The following is an 18,205-nucleotide window of genomic DNA, read 5'->3' on the forward strand; positions in this document are numbered from 1 at the left end:
GGGGACCCAGAGTCCCTCAAGGAGGCCTTCACGGACTTGGGGCTTGAATCGGCACAAAGCGGCGGAAGCCTGTGGGGCCCTCGCGGGTGGCAAGCCGCGCTACGCTGAATGATCGACAGGACGAGGAGAGCGGATGGAACCAGGCGGAATCCGGGTCCACGGCGAGTCCGGGCAGGCAGTGCTGCTCTTGCCAGGCGGAGCCGAGTCCTGTGACGGCTTCTTTCCCGGCCTCGTGGAGGGTCTGGTCGCCGATCCGGGCAGCCGGGTGATCGTGCACGACCGGCCGGGAACGGGCACCGCGTCGGGCGACGGCACGCTCGCGGACGCCGCGTCCCATCTGAGCGCGCTCCTCGACAGCCTGGACTGTGGTCCGGTCGTGGTGGTCGGGCAGAGTCTCGGCGGTGCCGTGGCGGTCCTGCTGGCCCGCGATCATCCCGAGAAGGTCGCCGGTCTCGTTCTGCTCGACCCGACGCCCATCAACGATCCTCGCACGTGCGCCGGACTGGAGCGCGCGATCGGTGCGCTCGGCAAGGTCTCGGCCGTTCCTTTGCTGCGCCAGGTCTTTCCGCGCGTCCTCAACGCCGCTGTCGTCCGGTCAGCGCGACGGCAGGAACTCCGGCCGGATTGCGAGGCCGCGTTCGTGCGGATGGCGAACGCGGATCTCCCGATGCTGGCGCGTGCGGTCCGCGGGATCACGGCGCTGGCGAAGGAGGTGCAGGATGCCGTTCTGCCCAGGTTGCCCGCTGTCGTGGTGACCGCGGATCGTAAGCCGGGCACCGCGATGCGGCGTTCTCACGAGCGTTTCGCCGCCGCTTTCGGTGGGCGGATCGAGTGCTGGCCGGGGGCGACGCACAGCGTGCATCTCGACCATCCCGAGAAAACCCTGGCGACAGTACGGGAACTGGTCGGCCGCGTGGCCTGAGCTCACGGCGTGTTTTCCCGCTGCGCCCCGATTTCCGGGACGTCCGCCGCGGCGACGACCAGGTTGCCGCCGCGGTGCCATGCCACCTACTGTCGTCCGACGAGCACTTCGAGCCGGATTCCAGCCGCGTTCGTCAGCGCAGCTTGTCGACCGTGGCGATCCGTTCCCAGTGCGCGCTGAGCGCGTTGAGCAGCGCCGCGGTGTCGACGTCGCCTTCGCCGCCAAGGAGCGCCTTGTCCAGCCTGCGGGCGCGGCGGTTCACCTGACTCAGGACCGTTTTGCCCTCGTCGGTGAGGGACAGGAGCTTGCGCCGGGCGTCGTGCGGGGACTCGACACGCTGGATCAGTCCTCGCCGTTCGAGCCGGCGGCACAGGTCCGCCATCGTCGAGGTGTCGAGAGCGACGGCGCCCGCGAGTGAGCTCTGGTCGCTGCCGGGGTAGGCGCGGACCGCGGACAGGACCGCGAACTGCGGTCCGGTCAGGACCGGGTCCACGTGCCGGTTCCAGGCGGCGAGGTAGGCCTGGTACAGCCGCCGGGCTCCGTAGCCGGGGGCCGCCAGCAGATCCGAGGGCGGCGCGGGCGTGACCGCCGCCGCGTCTTCCCTGCGTCGGCTCGTGCGCGCCGGTTCACCCATCGCCTTCTCCTTCGGCTCCACCCGCTGCCCGGGCCCCCGGGGTGATCCTACGTGTCCGGACGGTCGCTCACGGGCAGCCCGCCGACATCCGTCCACCACGACCTCTTGCGTATCCGGATAGTACGTGTTCGGATGAAAGAGCGTGCTCGGATAGTACGTGCTCGGATTAGTGTGGAGGTGTTCGACGATGGACCAGAACCTGTTCAACGACATCTGCTTGCGCCAGCTGACCTTCTCGGGGGTACACGAGGGCGAGACCGTGGTGGTGCTGACCCGCGGCGGCGAGCGCGCGGAGTACGCCGACGCCTTCCTGTGGGCCGCCCAGCAGCTGGGAGCCTCGGCGTACCACATGAGGCTGCCCTCGCCGTCCAGCGCCGCGGGCGCGTGGGCGGTGGGCGACTCGGGGCTCGGGAACATCCCCTTGGCGGTCGAGGCGCTCAAGAGCGTGGACATGGTGGTCGACTGCACGTTCCTGTTGTTCAGCAAGGAACAGTTCGCCATCCAGGACGCGGGCACCCGGATCCTCACCGCCGTCGAGCCGCCCGAGCTACTGACCCGGCTCATGCCGACGAAGGAACTGCGCGAGCGGGTGGAGATCGGCGCCGAGCTCCTCGCCAAGGCGGGCACGATGCGGATCACCAGCCCGGCGGGCACCGACGTCACCTATCAGCTCGGCGTGTACCCGACGCTGTCCGAATACGGCTACACCGACACTCCCGGCCGCTGGGACCACTGGCCCGCGGCGTTCGTGTTCACCGGCGGCGCCGACGACGGTGTCGACGGGAAGATCGTGCTTTCACCCGGAGACGTGCTGCTGCCGTTCAACACCTACGTGCAGACCCCGGTCGAGATCACCATCGAGCAGGGCTTCATCCGCGACATCCGCGGCGGCGCCGGATCGTCCGGCCTGGACGCGGATCTGCTGCGCTCGTACATCGAAAGCTTCGAGGATCCCCGCGGCTACGGCATGAGCCACGTCGGCTGGGGGCTCGACGAGCGCGCGCACTGGCACGGCCTGACCCAGTTCCCCGGCGGGATGGGCATGGAACTGCGGAGTTTCTACGGCAACGTCATGTTCTCCATCGGTCCCAACAACGAACTGGGCGGCCCGAACGACACCCCGTGCCACTTCGACATCCCGATGCGCGGCAATTCCCTGTACCTGGACGACGAACTGATCGTCGACAACGGCGAGCTGACCGTCGCCGACATGCGCCCGGCGGCACGCCGATGAGCGACCACCACATCGGGATGATCGTCCCGAGCTCGAACCTCACGATGGAGACCGAGCTGCCTCGGATGCTGCGTGCCAGGGAGGAAATCGAGCCGGAGGACCGGTTCGTCTTCCATTCGGCGCGGGCCCGGATGCGGCACGTCGAGCCCGAGCAGCTCCGCGCGATGAACGCCCAGGCGGGCCGGGCCGCGGCCGAACTCGCCGACGCCCGGCCGGACGTGGTCGCGACCGCGTGCCTCGTGGCGATCATGGCCCAGGGGCCCGGCTATCACTGCACCGCCGAGGACGACATCACTCGCGTGCTGCGCGAGGAGGGCTGCGAGTCGCCGGTCGTGTCCAGTGCCGGCGCGCTGCTGTCCGGTCTCGCCGCGTTGAAGGCCCGTAAGGTCGCGATCATCACGCCGTACCTGAAGCCGCTGACCAAGGCGGTGGCGGACTACATCGAGGACGCCGGGTTCGAGGTCGCCGACGCGCTTTCCCTTGAGGTTCCGGACAATCTCGCCGTCGCCCGGCTGGACCCGGCCGGGTTGCGCGAGCACCACCGCAAGCTGAATCTGTCCGATGTGGACGTACTGGTGCTCTCCGCCTGCGTCCAGATGCCGTCGCTGTCCGCGATCCAGCCGGTGGAGGACGAGGTCGGGATCCCGGTCCTGTCGGCGGCGACCGCCACTACGTTCCGGATCCTGTCGGAACTCGGCGTCGAGCCGACGGTCCCCGGCGCCGGAAGCCTGCTCGGTGGCGCGAAAGCTTCGACGAAGACGGGAGGCGGGCATGGCCGCGAGTCAGTCGTTTGAGGTCGTTGTCGTCGGAGGCGGGCTCGGTGGGCTCTGCGCGGCGCTGTCGCTGCGGCAGCGGGGCCTGCGCGTCACCGTGGTCGAGGCGGCGCCGGAACTCGGCGAGATCGGCGCCGGTATCCAGACCGCGCCGAACGCCAGCCGTATCCTCATCGGACTCGGGCTGCGAGCCAGTCTGGAGCGGGTGCGGACGGAGCCGCAGGACCAGGTCCGCCGCCGCTGGGCCGACGGCGGCATCATCGCCCAGCTGGCGCTCGGCGGGAGGGTGATCGACCAGTACGGCGCGCCCTATTGGCACTACCACCGCGCCGACCTGCACCGCGTCCTGCTCGACGCCTGCCTCGACCCGGACGGCGCGGGCCCGGCGGTGCGGGTGGCGACCGGCGCGCGCGTGGTCGAACTCGACCGGACGGTGCCGGACCGGCCCGCCGTGATCACCGCCGACGGGCGCCGGTTCGCCGGCGACGTCGTGGTCGGAGCGGACGGCATCCGGTCTTCGGTGCGTGACCTCGCCGGTTTCGACGACACGCTCGTGTTCTCCGGCGAGATGGCCTACCGGGCGCTGATCTCCGGCGACCTGATCGCGCAGGACCCCGCCACCCGTTTCCTGGCCGACCGGTATCACTCCACGATCTGGTACGGCCCCAACAAACACCTGGTGCACTACATGATCCGCGGCGGGGAGTACCTGAACGTGGTCGCGATCGTGCCGTGCACCGAAGCGGTCGCCAGGGACTGGAGCGGACCCGCGACCGCCGCCGAACTCGCCGCGGAGTACCACGACTGGGACGATCGGGTCCCGACCATGCTGGCCAAGGCGAAGGACGAGGACGTCTCGGTGTGGGCGATGTACCGTCGGCGCCGTGATCCGGTCTGGGTCGACGGCAGGGTCGCCTTGCTCGGCGACGCGTGCCACGCGATGCTGCCTTACCAGGCGCAAGGCGCGTCCCAGGCGATGGAGGACGCGGCCGTGCTGGCCGAGGAGCTGGGCCGCGTCACCCGCGACGGCATCGACGGGGCCCTGGTCCGCTACGTCGACAGGCGCGCCAAGCACGCCGGGATGGTTCAGGACGCTTCGTTGCAGAACATGGACTTCTATCACCTGCCCGACGGCCCCGAGCAGCGCGAACGGGACGAGAAGCTGCGTCGCTTCGACGGCGAATCCGACGTGTCCTACGACTGGCTGTGGAACGGCAGCCCGCTCACCGACCCCGACACCGAGTCCATCCACTACCAGTTCGCCCGCTGAGGCGCGCTGGTCGGCAAATCGCAACGGAGCGGTTCATGCGTACTGGTGATCAGATCGTCCAGGACCTGCCCTGGCGTTGGAGCGTGCAGGGAAAGATCTTCCTGATCGGCGGGCTGGGCTACATGTTCGACGCCTGGGACGTCGCGTTGAACGGGTTCCTCACCCCGCTGGTCGGGACGGAATTCGGGTTGTCCGCCGGGACGAAGGGACTGGTGGCGACAGCGAACCTGATCGGCATGGCCGTGGGCGCGGTCGTCTGGGGCACGGTCGCGGACCGGATCGGCCGGAAGCGGGCGTTCAGCGTCACGCTCCTGCTGTTCGCGTTGTTCTCCGTGCTCGGGGCGCTCGCACCGAACGTGGAGACCTTCCTGGCGCTGCGGTTCCTGGCGGGCATCGGGCTCGGCGGCTGCATCCCGGTCGACTACGCGATCGTCAGCGAGTTCTCCCCGCGCCGCCATCGAGGCCGGGTCCTGTCGGCGATGGACGGCTGGTGGCCCGTCGGGACGACGCTGGCCGCCGTCACCGCGACGCTGCTGCTCCCGGTCCAGGGGAACTGGCGCTGGATGCTGGTGCTGATGATCCTGCCCGCGCTGCTGCTGTTCTGGGTGCGGCGCGGGGTGCCGGAATCACCGCTGTACCTGGTCCGCAAGGGCCGTGAGGCCGAGGCCCGCGCCGTCATCGACGATCTCGTCCGCCGCACGGGGACGACGCCGGAGCCGTATTCGATCCCGCCGGCGGTGGTGGAGGACACCCGCGGCGGCGCGATCGCGGCGGCGTTCGACCAGCTGCGCCGGGTGTGGGCGTACAACCCGCGGATCACGGCGGTCGCGTGGTCGCTGTTCATCAGCGTCATGCTGGTCTACTACGCCGCGCTCAGCTGGATGCCGTCCATCCTGAAGGCACAGGGATTGAGCGAGATCGCCGCCTTCGCCTCGACAGCGTTGATGAACGCGCTCGGCATCGTCGGGGTCGCGGTGGCCGTGCTCCTGGTCGACAAGGTCGGCCGGAAGCGGATCATCGCCGTCGCCGGGCCGCTCACCGCCCTGTCGCTCGTCGTCTTCTCGCTGCTCCTGGACACGCCCACGGCGGCGATCGTGGCGATCGGCGCGTTCGGCCTGTTCGCGCTGTGCGTCATCCCGGTGATGTACGCCTACGTCTCCGAGCTCTACCCGACCGAACTCCGCGCCTCGGGCTTCGGCTGGGCGTCGTCGTCGAGCCGGGCCATCACCGGGTTCGCGCCGTTGCTGTTCGGCAGCGTCCTGTGGCCGGTGCTCGGGTTGCCGCTGACCTTCACCGTGCTGGGTGTCCTCGTGGTGGCCGCGGTCGCGTTCATGATGATGGGCGCGCCGGAGACCCGCGGCCGCGAGCTGGACCGGATCGTCGAGACCGCCGAACCCGTCGCCGAGACGCCTGCCGCCACGAGGTCCGCTCTGTGAAACCCGCCGCGTTCCGCTACCACCGGGCCCACGACGTCACCGGCGCCGTCGGCCTGCTCGGCGAGCTCGCCGCGGCGGGCGAGGACCCGAAACTCATCGCCGGCGGCCAGAGCCTGATGCCGATGATGAACTTCCGGCTCGCCCGGCCGACGGCGCTGGTCGATCTGGGCCCACTGCGCCGAGAACCAGCACTGAACTCCTTGCGGCGCAACGGTTCCACGCTCACGATCGGCGCGATGGTCACCCATCGGACGGTGGAGATCTCCGAGCTGGGACCGGATTTCTCCGTACTCTCCCGTGCGATGCGCTGGGTGGGACACCTGCCGATCCGGTCGCGCGGCACGGTCGCGGGCAGCATCGTCCACGGTGACGCGACCGCGGAATGGTGCCTGCTCGCGCTGCTGCTCGACGCGGTGATCGTCGCGGAAGGCCCGGGCGGGCCCCGGGAGATCCCGGCCGCGGAGATGTTCCACGGCTTCTACACCACGGCCGTCGAACCGGACGAGGTCGTGACCGCCGTGACGTTCACCCGCCCGGCGCCGAAGGCCGCGCTGACCGAGTTCGCCCGGCGTCATGGCGACTTCGCGATCGTCGTCGCCGCGGTGAGCCTCGATGCCGAACGCGGGGGACGGGTCGTGCTCGGCGGCGTCGCCCCCGCGCCAGTCCGGGTGCCCGAGGCCGAGGCCGTGCTTGCCGGTGGCGTCCCTGGACCGGCGCTGTTCGCCGACTGCGGGGACGCAGCGGCGGCGGCCATCGATCCGCCCGACGACGCGGCGGGCAGTGCCGCCTACCGCCGCCGGCTGGCGCGCACCCTCGTCACCCAGGCGCTTCAAGAGGCCTGGGAGAAAGGAGAAACGCGATGACTCCGCGGTTCGACGGGCGCAACGGGCGCTGGGTCGGGGCGTCGGTGCCCCGGCGCGAAGACCCTCGCCTGCTCACCGGCCGTGGCCGGTTCGTCGACGACATCCAGCTGCCCGGAATGCTGCACGCGGCGTTCGTCCGCTCGACGGTCGCGCACGGCACGATCACCGGGATCGACCTGTCGGCCACCTTGGCTGTCGAAGGGGTCGTCGCCGCGTACACGGCGGCAGACCTGGAGCTCGGTGACATCGTCGCGCTGCTCGACCGGCCGCCCGAGGAGTTCTCGCCGACCGCGATGCCGATCCTCGCCCGGGAAAAGGTTCGGTTCACCGGGGAGCCGGTGGCGCTGGTCGTCGCACGCGATCCGTACAGCGCCGAGGACGGCGTCGAGGCCGCGGTGGTGGACTACGCGCCGCTCGGGGCGATCGTTTCGGAGGAGACGGCGTTCGCCGAGGGCGCGCCGCTGGTGCACGAGGAAGCGCCCGGCAACGTCCTGGTCGACGTCTCGATGTTCGACACACCAGGCGTCGACGCCGCGTTCGAAGCGGCCCGCGCAGTGGTCGAGGTCGTCACGAACAGCGGGCGGCAGAACGCGCTCCCGCTCGAAACGCGCGGAGTGGTCGCGTCCTGGGACGACCGTGACGATCAGCTGCTGGTGCAGATGTGCACCCAGGTGCCGCATCAGGTGCGCACGGCGATGGCCCGTTCGCTGCGGGTCGCCGAGCGCACCGTCCGGGTCACCGTCCCGGACATGGGCGGCGGTTTCGGCCAGAAATGCGTCGTCGGCCGTGAGGAGATCGCGGTCGCGGCGGTGGCACGACGGCTGAACCGGCCGGTGAAGTGGATCGAGGACCGTCGCGAGGCGCTCACGGCCGGATTCCTTGCCAGAGAACAGCGTTACCGCACGCGGGCGGCGTTCGACGAGGACGGGCGGATCACCGCGCTGGACGTCGACGTCGTCTGCGACATGGGCGCGTACTCCTGCTATCCGTTCACGGCGGGGATCGAGCCGTTGATGGCGTCGGCCGAGATGCCGAGCGTGTACCAGGTGCCCGCGTACCGTGTCCGGGCCCGCGCCATCGCCAGCAACAAGGCGCCGACAGCACCCTATCGCGGCGTCAGCCGTCCCCAGTACGTGATGGCGATCGAACGGGTCATGGAACGCGCCGCCCGGGAACTCGGGCTCGATCCGGTCGAGATCCGGCGGCGCAACGTGATTACCCAGTTCCCGTACACCGGCGTCAACGCCATCACCTACGACCCGGGCACCTACCGCGAATCGCTCGAACTCGCCGAAGCCACGATCCGCGACGAGGGGTGGTACGAGATCCGGGACCGCGCCGCCGCCGAGGGCAGGAACATCGGCATCGGCTACTGCTGTTTCTCGGAGCGGACCGGGTACGGCTCGGGAGCCTTCGCCAAACGGAAGATGGCCGTGGTCCCCGGGTTCGACATCTCCGAGATCCGCATGGACACCACCGGTTCCGTCGTCGTCACCAGCGGCACCATGAACCACGGCCAGTCGCACGAGACGACGCTGGCGCAGATCGTGGCCGACCGGCTGGGGCTGCACCTCGACCGGGTCAAGCTCCGCCAGGGCGACACCGAACGCATCGCCTACGGCTGGGGGACTTTCGCGTCCCGTTCGGTGACGATCGGCGGCTCGGCGGTGGCCCTCGCGGCCGGGAAACTCGGCGAGCTGCTGTGCACGATCGCCGCGCACCTGCTCGAAACGAGCCCCGACAACGTCCGCCTCGACGGCGACGGAGGCGTCGTCCAGATCGACGAGCCGGACAGGCGCGCGTCGTTCGAGGAGATCGCCGACGTGGCGTACCTGCGGAGTCACCTGCTGCCCAAGGACGTCGAACCGACGCTGACGGCCACGGCGAGCTTCGACGTACCCGGCGACGGCACCTTCTCCAACGCCACGCACGCCGTGGTCGTCGAAGCCGATCCGGGAACCGGTCGGATCAAGATCCTTCGCTACGCGTGCGTGGAGGACTGTGGCGTGGTGATCCATCCGCAGGTCGTCGACGGACAGTGCCGCGGCGGGATCGCGCAGGGCATCGCCGGCGCGCTGTTCGAGGAGATCACCTACGCGGGCAACGGAGAGCCGTCGGCCGCCAGCTTCATCGACTACCTCGTCCCGACCGCGACCGAGATCCCCGACATCTCCGTCACTCATCTCGAAACGCCTTGCGCGTTCACGGAAAACGGCGCGAAAGGCGCGGGGGAGGGCGGCACCATCGGGGCGCCCGCCGCCGTGCTGAACGCGGTCAACGACGCCCTGCGCCACACGGGTGTCGAACTCGACGCGACACCGGTTCATCCGCAGACCGTGCTCGCCGCGCTCGACGCGGTGCGCCACGGGGAAATGAGCATCCCGACATGAGCGACCGGCACCTGATCGTCCTGAACGTCAACGGCTCCGAACACGAGGTGCTCGCCGAGCCGCGAAAGACCCTGGTCGACGTCCTGCGCCACGACCTCGGGCTCACCGGCACCCACGTCGGCTGCGAGCACGGGGTGTGCGGCGCCTGCACCGTCCTCGTCGACGGCGAACCGGTGCGGGCGTGCCTGATGTTCGCCGTCCAGGCGGAGAACGCCGACATCCGCACGGTCGAGTCGTTGAGCCGCGATGGCGAACTTTCCGATCTGCAGCAGGCCTTCAGCGCGCACCACGGTCTTCAGTGCGGCTTCTGCACGCCCGGATTCCTGATGCTGGCCGAAGGTTTCCTCGCCCAGCGGCCGGACGCCGGACGCGAGGAGATCCGCGAGGCCGTGTCGGCGAATCTGTGCCGCTGCACCGGTTATCAGACGATCGTGGACGCGGTCGAGGCGACGGCCGTCCGTCGTTGCCACGCCCAGGAAAAGGAGGCGACAGCGTGATCCTGGAGAACCAGCTCTCCGTCCCGGCCGACCCCCGCGCGGTGTTCGCCCTGATCAACGACGTCGAGCGGGTGGCGGGCTGTCTGCCCGGCGCGACGCTGGACGGCAAGGAGGACGACGCGTACCTGGGCCGGGTGAAGGTCAAGGTCGGCCCGATCACCGCCGCGTACTCCGGCACCGTGCGCTTCACCGAGGTCACCGAGGACGAGCGCAGACTCCGGTTGCTGGCCAGGGGAGCGGACAGCCACGGCAACGGCGACGCCGAAGCCGAGGTCACGCTGACCGTGCGCGAGGCGCCCGGCGGCGCCACCATCGAGCTTCGCACCGACCTGTCGATCCGCGGAAAGCTCGCCCAGTTCGGCAAGGGCGCGATCGGCGCCGTCTCCACCCGCCTGCTCGACCAGTTCGCCCGCAACCTCGCGGACCAGTTGCAGGCGCGGCCCGGCGCGGCGGAACCCGCGTCGGCGAGTGTCGCTCCCGCTCCCGCTCCGGAGGCCGTCGACGGGCTGGCCATCCTGCTTCCCGAGGGCGTCAAGCGTTACGGCGTGATCGCGGCAGCGGCGGCGCTCGGCCTGTTCCAGGGCTGGCTGCTGGGCCGGATCCGCACCCAGGACAAACTGATCAAGGAGTTGCAGCGTGCCCGTCGATGAAAGTCTCGACAGCGTGTACGACCGGGCGGGCTTCGGCGCGGCAGTGCGCCGCGGATCCCGGCCGGCGCTGGTCGTGGTCGACCTGACCCGCGGATTCACCGAACCGGGTTTCCCCAGTGGCGCCGACCTCACCGCTGAGGTGACCGCCGCCGCCACGCTCGTGGCCGAGGCCCGGCGGCACGGCTTCCCGGTGATCTACACCGCGATCGCCTACACCCCCGCCGAGGCGGGCGGCGACTCCGTCGCGTGGCTCCGGAAAGCGCCGGGGATGCGGGCACTGCGCGAAGGGAGCGACGCCGTCGCCCTCGACCCCCGCCTCGAACGGCGCGACGGCGACCATCTCGTCATGAAGAAGGGCGCTTCGGCGTTCCACGGGACAGCGCTGGCCGGTCTTCTGTCGGGTCTGGACGTGGACACCGTTCTCGTCTGCGGCGCGACCACTTCGGGCTGCGTCCGGGCGACCGCCGTCGACGCCGTCCAGTCCGGTTTCGACACTCTCGTCGTCCGGGAGGCCTGCGGTGATCGCGCCCAAGGGCCGCATGACGCCGCACTGTTCGACCTGCAGGCGAAATACGCCGACGTCGTCGAATTGGGCGAGGCCTTGGCGTATCTCGCGGAAACCTCGGATCGCCGCACGGTCACCCAGTCCGCCTTGGCGGACCTCGGTGACGTGCCCGCGACCAGCCGCTGGGTGACTTCGGGTCCGGTCCGGTTGCACGTGCTCGACTACGGACCCGCCGACGGAGTCCCGGTGCTCGTGCTGCCCGGGATCACCAGCCCCGCCGTCACGATGGACTTCGTGGCGCGGCGGCTCACCGACCTCGTGCGCCCGCTCGTCCTCGACGTCCGCGGCCGTGGATTGTCCGATGACGCACCTGGTTACGACCTGGCGAGCTACGCCGCCGATGTCGACGCTGTCGTGGACGGGCTCGGCCTGCGCGATCCGATCCTGCTCGGGCACTCCATGGGCGCGCGGATCGCCGCGCGGGCCGCCGCCACCGGCAGGAGGTCACTTCGCGGCACGGTGCTGGTCGATCCTCCGTTGAGCGGCCCCGGGCGCGGGCCGTACCCGACCACGCTCGACGCTTTCCTCGGCCAGCTCGACCAGGCCCGCAGGGGGACCGACGCCGACGAGGTGGCCCGCTCGTGGCCGCGATGGCCGCGCAGGGAACAGGAATTGCGTGCCCGCTGGCTGTCTTCGTGCTCCCGCGGCGCGATCATCGCCACCCACACCGGGTTCGAATCCGAGGACTTCTTCGACGACTGGCCGAAGGTGCCCGCCCCGGCTTTCTTTCTGTACGGTGGAGTGAGCCCGGTCGTCACCGCCGCCGGTGCGGCCGAAGCCGTCGAACGCAATCCGTCGGCCGAATTCGTCGAGGTCCCGGACGCCGGGCACATGGTCTTCTGGGACCGGCCGGAAGAGGGGCTGTCGGCACTGCGTGAGGCTTTGGGGAAACTGCTGTCATCGAGCGGCGGTCCGCGTGCCGACGCCGCCTGCCCGCGCGGTTCGGCGTGAGCGAAGACGTAACTCGCGTGATCAGGAACGGATCTCGCGTGATCACACCTCGATCTTCCTGACCGGCGGCAGACAGGGGGAGACCTTGGAAGACCTGGAGAACACGCCCGCCTACCGCAAGGTCGCGGAACATCTGCGCGCCCTGCACGAGCCGGCGTTCGGTCGTCCGCACGCGCTCCGCGAGCCACGCGTGACCAGTGACGGCGGGCGCGCGGTGGTGACCGGCGTGGTCCTCGACGAACTCACCGGGCTGCCCAGGACCGCGGTGTACGCCGCGGTGGGCGGGGAGTTGCGCGCCGTGTCGGCCGGGCGGGGATCGGCGCGGTGGGCGCGATTCTCGCCGGACGGCGGCACCCTCGCGTTCCTCGCCGATCGCCGCGAGGCCGGGGTGTTCCAGCTGCATCTGCTCCGGAACGGCGGACTCGGTGAGGCGGTGCCCGCGCCGGAGGCCCCAGGCACCGTGGAATACGCCCATTGGTCACCCGACGGCCGCGTGCTCCTGCTCGGTGTCGCCGGACGCGGTGCGGACCTTTCCAGCGGCGAGGGCTCGGGTTCGAACAGCCGGAGGAACACGGAACGACCGCCGTGGTTCCCGGAGGTCGAGGATGAGGACGTCGACGCCTGGCGCGGCTTATGGGTTTACACCCCGGCCACTGGCACTCTGGATCGGTTGTCTCCGCTAGGCCTCAACTGCTGGGAAGCCGGCTGGTGCGGGCCGGATCAGGTCGTCGCGATCTCGTCCGGTGAGCCAGGGGAGGACGCGTGGTTCACCGCGCGGCTGAGCCTGCTCGACTTCGGCGGCGAGGTACGCAAGCTACTGGACAGCCCCGTGCAACTGGCGCTGCCCGCCGGTTCGCCGGACGGGACGCGGGTCGCGGTGGTCGAAGCCGTGTGCAGCGACCGCGGGGTAGTCGCCGGTGAGCTGCTGCTGGTCGATCCGGCCACCGGCGCGGTGCGGCGGATCGACACCGCGGGCACCGATGTCACCCAGGTCGAATGGCTGGACGCGGACCGCCTCGGCTACCTCGGACAGCGTCGGCTCGACTCGGTCGCCGGGATCGCCGACCTGCCGAGTGGCGCGGTCCGAGAGGTGCTCGCCACGAAGCTGTCCTGCGCCAGTGGCACCTTCTATCCACAAGGCGCGTTCACGTCGGACGGCCGTGTGCTGACCGTCCAGGACTCCTACTCCCTGCCGCCCCAGCTCGTGCTCTCCGGACACGACAGCCGAAAAGTGCTTGCCTCGGTGGCAGATCCGGGCACCGACTACCTCCTCTCCGTCGCGGGTGAGGCAGAGGCGATCATCTGGACCGCACCAGATGGACTGGAGATCGACGGAATCCTGTGCCGCCCGCCGGGGGAGGGGCCGTTCCCGCTGGTGGTCAACGTCCACGGTGGACCCAATTGGGCGTTCCAGAACTGCTGGTCGATGCGCTACCCCTGGGTCCCGCTCCTGGTCGCGCAGGGCTACGCCGTGCTGAACCCCAACCCCCGAGGCAGCGGCGGCCGGGGCAGGGAGTTCGCCGCCCGCGTCGTCGGCGACATGGGCGGTGCCGACGCCCATGACATCCTGTCCGGCATCGACGCGCTGGTCGACCGCGGCATCGCCGACAAGGACCGGATCGGCCTGATCGGCCGTAGCTACGGCGGGTTCATGTCGTCCTGGCTGGTCACCCAGGATCGCCGTTTCGCGGCCGCTGTCCCGATCTCCCCGGTCACCGACTGGTACAGCCAGGCCTTCACGAGCAACATCGCGTCCTGGGGCAACCGGTACCTCGAAGCCGACCCGGAAACCCCGGGAAGCCTGGTGCACACGCGCAGCCCGGTCTTGCACGCGAGCAAGGCCCGCACCCCGTGCCTGAACGTCGCGGGCGCGCTCGACCGAGCCACGCCTCCGGGACAGGCGAGGGAATTCCACCAGGCTTTGCGTGCCCACGGCGTGCCCTCGGCGCTGGTGATCTATCCGGAAGAAGGGCACGGCGTCCGGGCGTACCCCGCGCAGATCGACCTCCTCGCGCGAGTGCTGCGGTGGTTCGACAGGTACCTCACCAGTCGATCGGAACCGCGGCCGGACCTTGGAGCGTAAGGAACATCCGCCGCCAGGCGATTTCTTCGAACGGCACCGCGAGGCGCAGTCCTGGAGCGGCGGCCAGCAGCGCGGCGACACCGGTCCGCAGTTGAAGCCGGGCCAGTGCCGCGCCGAGGCAGTGGTGCGGTCCGTGGCCGAAGGTGAGATGCCCTTGCGTGCGCAGGGAATCGGTCAGCGCCGGTTCGGGAAACCTTCGGGGATCGTGGTTTCCCGCGCGCAGGGGAGCGAGGACGAACTCGCCCGCGCGGATCGGGACCCCGCCGACGTCGGCGTCTTCGATCGCCACCCGTCCCTGGTCGGCGGCCGAACCTTGGTCCTGGCGCAGGAATTCCTCGACCAGCGCGGGCATCGTGGCGGGATCGTGGGGCAGCTCCGGTTCGGCCGCCAGCCGCAGCATGATCTGGGCCAGGGCGTTCGCGGGCGGGACGTATCCGCCGAGAAGGATCGCGAAGGCGAGCTGGGTGACCTCGTCCGGTTTCAACGCGTCGCCGTCGTCCCGGGCCTGGAGCAGGCCTGTCAGCAGGTCCTCGCCGGGCGCGCGGCGCTTCGCCTCGACCAGTTCCGCGAGATAGTCACCCAGCTTCCGGGCGGCCTCGGTCATCTCCTCGTAGCTCGGCGCCGTGAACACCGCGAGCATGCCGTCCGCCCAGTTCCGCAGATCGTCGCGCGCCGACGGCGGGACGCCGAGGAGTTCGTTCAGCACCGAAAGGGCGAACGGAACCGCGAACCCGTCCAGGATTTCCGCGGGCGGGCCTTGGGCGATCAGCTTCGCGACCAGGTCTTCGGCGAGCGCTTCGACGCGAGGCCGCAGGAACTCCACCCGGCGCGGGGTGAGCGCCTTGCCCGCGATGCGCCTGAGTCGCGCGTGTTCGGGGCCGTTCATGGTGAAGAGCAGCGCGCCGGCGTCGCTCGCGGGAACCCCAGGCAGCCAGACGCGGAATCGCGGATCGGTCAGCAGCGTGCGGATGTCGTCGTAGCGGGTGACGAGCCAGGCGTCCTCGCCGGTCGCGAGGTGCACGCGGCTGACGGGTTCTTCGTTTTGTCTCCGGACGAGTTCGGCCGGGCAGCGCATCGGCTCGGTCGTCGCGAACGGGTAGTCCACGTGGTTCCCCCTATTTCTTCGGTTTGCCTGTCGCCTCTTCGGCCAGTGAATGCAGTGGCATCAGCGCGGCGGAGTCCCCGCCGACCTTGAGGGCGCGGGCGGTGAGCAGGCGATACAGCTCGTCGGCCGCCCGGACCAGGCGCGCGGCGCGCTCCGCGGCCGAACCCTCGTCCGGATCGAGCTCGGTGAGCGCGGCGGCGAGCACCTGCTCGGCGTCACGCCGCTGGCGTCGCGCGACCGCCGTGACCAGGCCGTCGACCGGGGTGACCAAGGTGCGGCGGCGGTCGGCCGGATCCGGGCGCGTGCGCAGGGCACCTCGCTCACGCAACTTGGCGACGGCGGCGGAGACATGACTCTGCGCGAAACCGGTGCGCGCGGTCAGCTCGCTGATCGACAGACCCGGCGCCTCGACGACCACCGAGATCAGCACGAGGTAGATCTCCGGGACCTCGGGGTCGGCGTCGTCGCGCATGCCCCGGGACGCGAGCTCCATCAGGTGCTTGCCGAGCAGGTACAGCTCACCGGCTTTCATATCGAAAACGATACATCTAAAACGATGTAACTCGCCAGCGGTGGGTGGCGCCGGCTTTGACCACCGCGCATAGACTTCCGCGGTGATCGGATCATGGGGGCTCGATGCCGCGCTCGAAGTCGGGATCGCCGCGTTCTGCGCCGGCGAGGAACCGCCGGGCGACGACCAGGTGTGGGAAGGGCTGACCGGCGCCGGAGTCGAGCCGTGGCTGGCCGAGCGGCTGCTGGTCTTCCTGCCGATGGCCTACGTCAGGCGCTTGCTGCCGGACGTCTCGTACCCGGACGCGGTGCTCGATTCGCGGGGGAAGGTCCTGCTCTCGCGGGAACCGGTCTTCGTGGCCGCGTTCGAGCGTGCCCAGTACGCGAGCCGGGCGGAGTTCGAGCGGATCGCGCTGCGCAGCAGTACGTTCGCCGTGATCAACGAAGCGCTCAACGCCGGATCGCAGCTGGCCGACCTGGAGCTCAGCGAGCCGAGGCTGCTCAAGGATCTGGAACCCGCGGTCGAAGGCGACGGCGGCGTGCCGTCACCGCGGGCGGTGTTCGAGGGTTTCCTGCGAGAGCACGGAATCTCGCTCGACGACGGCACGAAGGTCGATGCGAGTCTCGTCGTGCATCCCGCCCCCGCGGGCATGGTGATGGCCCAGGTCGACTTCGCCGTGTCGCATCCCGCGCTGGCCAAACCGTGGCTGGTCGAGAGCTTCGCCGGGCACGGCACCACGTGGCGCGAGGCGATCGGCCGCGCGGTGAACATGTTCAGCCTCGGGGCGCTGCACCCGATCATCGACGGCCTGCTGTTGCCCGGCGCCACGCCCGGCCAGGTCGAGCGCGAGCGGTACGAACATCCGGACGGGGTGTTCGAACTGGTACTCGGCGCGCAGATCAACCTGTTCGCCGAGACCGTGCCGCCCGTCGCGCCGCTGCTGGACCGGCTGTTGGAAGCGTTGCGCGCGGAGAAGCTCGGCCGGAAGGTGCACGGGCTCCGGCTGTTCGCCGCGCATCACGACGGCGAGTTGCTGAACAACGAGGTCCTGCTGGACAGCGAGCCGTGGTCCGGTGGTGAGGCGGTGGTGGCGGACAGCCCGGCGCCGCTGCCCGAAGGCCGGGTCGCGGTGCGGGTGTTCGGACTGCTCGTGCCCGTCGAGGCGTAAGTCCCGGATCAGGCGCCAGGCTCGACACCGCGCCGGAAAGGCTCGACCCCGACGACATGGCGGGCGCGGGTCGGCTCGACCAGGATCTTGACCCGCCGTTCTCCCGGGATCCGCCATTCGAACCGCTCTGTCCCGACGTATTTCTTCGCCAGCCGGTCCATGCACTGCTCCGCTTCGTCGCCTTCGATGAATTCGACGACCCGGCCGTGGATGACCACCCGGTCGTACGGATTGTCCGTGTCCATACAGGACAGTGACACGCGAGGATCGTGGCGCAGGTTCTCCTCTTTCACCCGGCCGACGGCGGTGTTGAACACGATGTGGTCGCCTTCGACGTCGATCCACATGGGCGACACGTGAGGCGAACCGTCCCGGTTCACCGTGGCCAGATGCCAGAACTTCGCCGCCGCGACCCAGTCGCGGACCTCTTCGCTCAACCCGGTCACAAGATCTCCTTCGTCGGCGCTCCCGTCAGGTTCCACGATAGGCGCGCAGGAACACGTCCACGCCGTCGGCGAGGATCGCGAGGATCTCCGGCTTTCCCGCCGTGGGGTCCTCGTCTGTCACGTCGAGGACCAAACGCATCGTCAAGGCGACGAAATGCTGCATGGCGCGCCGCGGATCGGTCAGCCGGAGCTTGCCGTCCGCCGCGAACTTCGCGAAGCGTTCCTCCATCATCCGTTCGGGCTGGTCGCGCGCCGCTTCCGGTAGCCGTGGCGCCACGGGTGCCTGCGAACTCAACCGCCGGAACGTCGCGTAATCCGAAGTGGGGAACATCCCCGTCGTCACCCGCTGGGTGAAGCCGAGCAGGGCGTCGCGAATGTCCCTGTCGTCGACCAGTTCCTCGTCGATCGCCTTGCGCACGGTCGCGACCACGGCGTCGTTCGCGCGCCCGAGAACGCCGCGGAAGAGAGTCTGCTTGTCGCCGAAGTGGTCGTAGACGGTGCGTTTGGACACCCCGGCCCGCGCCGAGATCGCGTCGACACTGGTGAGTTCGTAGCCGTCCGACACGAACAACGCCTCGGCCGCGTCAAGGATGGCCGCTCGTTTGGTCTCGGCCTGCAACCGCCGGCCAGGTGTCCGCGCGGTCGCTTTCGGGGTCGCCATGTTCTCATCGTATTCTCAGTCTCAGAAAACTGCACTGTGTAGTGTA

The 18,205-nt window shown here is 70.0% G+C and carries 17 protein-coding genes; 12 read left to right on the forward strand and 5 right to left on the reverse strand.

Going from position 1 to position 18,205, the window contains the following annotated elements:
• The first annotated feature begins 133 nt into the window (after positions 1-133).
• The gene (locus ACFWMR_RS14915; RefSeq protein WP_378378736.1) at positions 134-922 is read left to right on the forward strand and encodes an alpha/beta fold hydrolase; all 789 of its coding nucleotides are present in this window, start codon (positions 134-136) and stop codon (positions 920-922) included.
• A gap of 133 nt (positions 923-1,055) precedes the next feature.
• Here the strand turns inward: ACFWMR_RS14915 and ACFWMR_RS14920 are convergent, their stop codons facing one another.
• Positions 1,056-1,556 (reverse strand): MarR family winged helix-turn-helix transcriptional regulator, encoded by a 501-nt coding sequence (locus ACFWMR_RS14920; protein WP_093937165.1) that lies wholly within the window; start codon positions 1,554-1,556, stop codon positions 1,056-1,058.
• Between the two features lie 187 nt (positions 1,557-1,743).
• On the opposite strand from ACFWMR_RS14920, the gene ACFWMR_RS14925 reads away from it, so the two are divergent.
• From ACFWMR_RS14925 to ACFWMR_RS14970, 10 genes are read left to right on the forward strand one after another with little or no spacing between them, the layout of a single operon-like run.
• Positions 1,744-2,790, forward strand: a complete 1,047-nt coding sequence (locus tag ACFWMR_RS14925; protein WP_378378737.1) for a leucyl aminopeptidase — start codon at positions 1,744-1,746, stop codon at positions 2,788-2,790.
• A complete protein-coding gene (locus tag ACFWMR_RS14930; RefSeq protein WP_378378738.1) occupies positions 2,787-3,584 on the forward strand; it encodes a maleate cis-trans isomerase family protein in 798 nt (265 codons plus the stop codon). Before ACFWMR_RS14925 ends, ACFWMR_RS14930 begins: the two co-directional genes overlap by 4 nt.
• Positions 3,562-4,833: an FAD-dependent monooxygenase gene (locus ACFWMR_RS14935; RefSeq protein WP_378378739.1), complete on the forward strand. Its 1,272-nt coding sequence runs from the start codon at positions 3,562-3,564 to the stop codon at positions 4,831-4,833. Before ACFWMR_RS14930 ends, ACFWMR_RS14935 begins: the two co-directional genes overlap by 23 nt.
• Positions 4,834-4,868: 35 nt before the next feature.
• Positions 4,869-6,269, forward strand: coding sequence for an MFS transporter (locus ACFWMR_RS14940; protein ID WP_378274939.1), 1,401 nt, complete (start codon positions 4,869-4,871; stop codon positions 6,267-6,269).
• A complete protein-coding gene (locus tag ACFWMR_RS14945) occupies positions 6,266-7,132 on the forward strand; it encodes an FAD binding domain-containing protein (protein WP_378378740.1) in 867 nt (288 codons plus the stop codon). The genes ACFWMR_RS14940 and ACFWMR_RS14945 overlap by 4 nt, the downstream gene beginning before the upstream one ends.
• A complete protein-coding gene (locus ACFWMR_RS14950) occupies positions 7,129-9,522 on the forward strand; it encodes a xanthine dehydrogenase family protein molybdopterin-binding subunit (protein WP_378378741.1) in 2,394 nt (797 codons plus the stop codon). Before ACFWMR_RS14945 ends, ACFWMR_RS14950 begins: the two co-directional genes overlap by 4 nt.
• A complete protein-coding gene (locus ACFWMR_RS14955; protein WP_378274942.1) occupies positions 9,519-10,019 on the forward strand; it encodes a (2Fe-2S)-binding protein in 501 nt (166 codons plus the stop codon). The genes ACFWMR_RS14950 and ACFWMR_RS14955 overlap by 4 nt, the downstream gene beginning before the upstream one ends.
• Positions 10,016-10,669 carry an SRPBCC family protein gene (locus ACFWMR_RS14960; RefSeq protein ID WP_378378742.1) on the forward strand — a complete coding sequence of 218 codons (654 nt, stop codon included), beginning with the start codon at positions 10,016-10,018 and terminating at the stop codon, positions 10,667-10,669. The genes ACFWMR_RS14955 and ACFWMR_RS14960 overlap by 4 nt, the downstream gene beginning before the upstream one ends.
• The gene (locus tag ACFWMR_RS14965) at positions 10,656-12,185 is read left to right on the forward strand and encodes an isochorismatase family protein (RefSeq protein ID WP_378378743.1); all 1,530 of its coding nucleotides are present in this window, start codon (positions 10,656-10,658) and stop codon (positions 12,183-12,185) included. Before ACFWMR_RS14960 ends, ACFWMR_RS14965 begins: the two co-directional genes overlap by 14 nt.
• Positions 12,151-14,268: a S9 family peptidase gene (locus tag ACFWMR_RS14970; protein ID WP_378378744.1), complete on the forward strand. Its 2,118-nt coding sequence runs from the start codon at positions 12,151-12,153 to the stop codon at positions 14,266-14,268. Before ACFWMR_RS14965 ends, ACFWMR_RS14970 begins: the two co-directional genes overlap by 35 nt.
• On the opposite strand, the gene ACFWMR_RS14975 is transcribed toward ACFWMR_RS14970, so the two are convergent.
• Positions 14,228-15,373, reverse strand: coding sequence for a cytochrome P450 (locus ACFWMR_RS14975; RefSeq protein WP_378378745.1), 1,146 nt, complete (start codon positions 15,371-15,373; stop codon positions 14,228-14,230). The genes ACFWMR_RS14970 and ACFWMR_RS14975 overlap by 41 nt on opposite strands.
• 10 nt (positions 15,374-15,383) lie before the next feature.
• Complete coding sequence (locus ACFWMR_RS14980) at positions 15,384-15,905, reverse strand: MarR family winged helix-turn-helix transcriptional regulator (RefSeq protein ID WP_378378746.1); 522 nt, start codon at positions 15,903-15,905, stop codon at positions 15,384-15,386.
• An 82-nt stretch (positions 15,906-15,987) separates the two neighbouring features.
• Between ACFWMR_RS14980 and ACFWMR_RS14985 the strand changes: the two genes are divergently transcribed.
• Positions 15,988-17,052, forward strand: coding sequence for a DUF6348 family protein (locus ACFWMR_RS14985; protein WP_378378747.1), 1,065 nt, complete (start codon positions 15,988-15,990; stop codon positions 17,050-17,052).
• Positions 17,053-17,060: 8 nt separating this feature from the next.
• Here the strand turns inward: ACFWMR_RS14985 and ACFWMR_RS14990 are convergent, their stop codons facing one another.
• Both ACFWMR_RS14990 and ACFWMR_RS14995 read right to left on the reverse strand, forming a co-directional pair.
• Positions 17,061-17,498, reverse strand: coding sequence for a PPOX class F420-dependent oxidoreductase (locus tag ACFWMR_RS14990; protein WP_378378748.1), 438 nt, complete (start codon positions 17,496-17,498; stop codon positions 17,061-17,063).
• A gap of 25 nt (positions 17,499-17,523) precedes the next feature.
• Positions 17,524-18,159, reverse strand: coding sequence for a TetR/AcrR family transcriptional regulator (locus ACFWMR_RS14995; protein WP_378378749.1), 636 nt, complete (start codon positions 18,157-18,159; stop codon positions 17,524-17,526).
• Between the last annotated feature and the right edge of the window lie 46 nt (positions 18,160-18,205).

Source organism: Amycolatopsis thailandensis (genome assembly GCF_042723255.1).
Lineage (GTDB): Bacteria > Actinomycetota > Actinomycetes > Mycobacteriales > Pseudonocardiaceae > Amycolatopsis > Amycolatopsis thailandensis.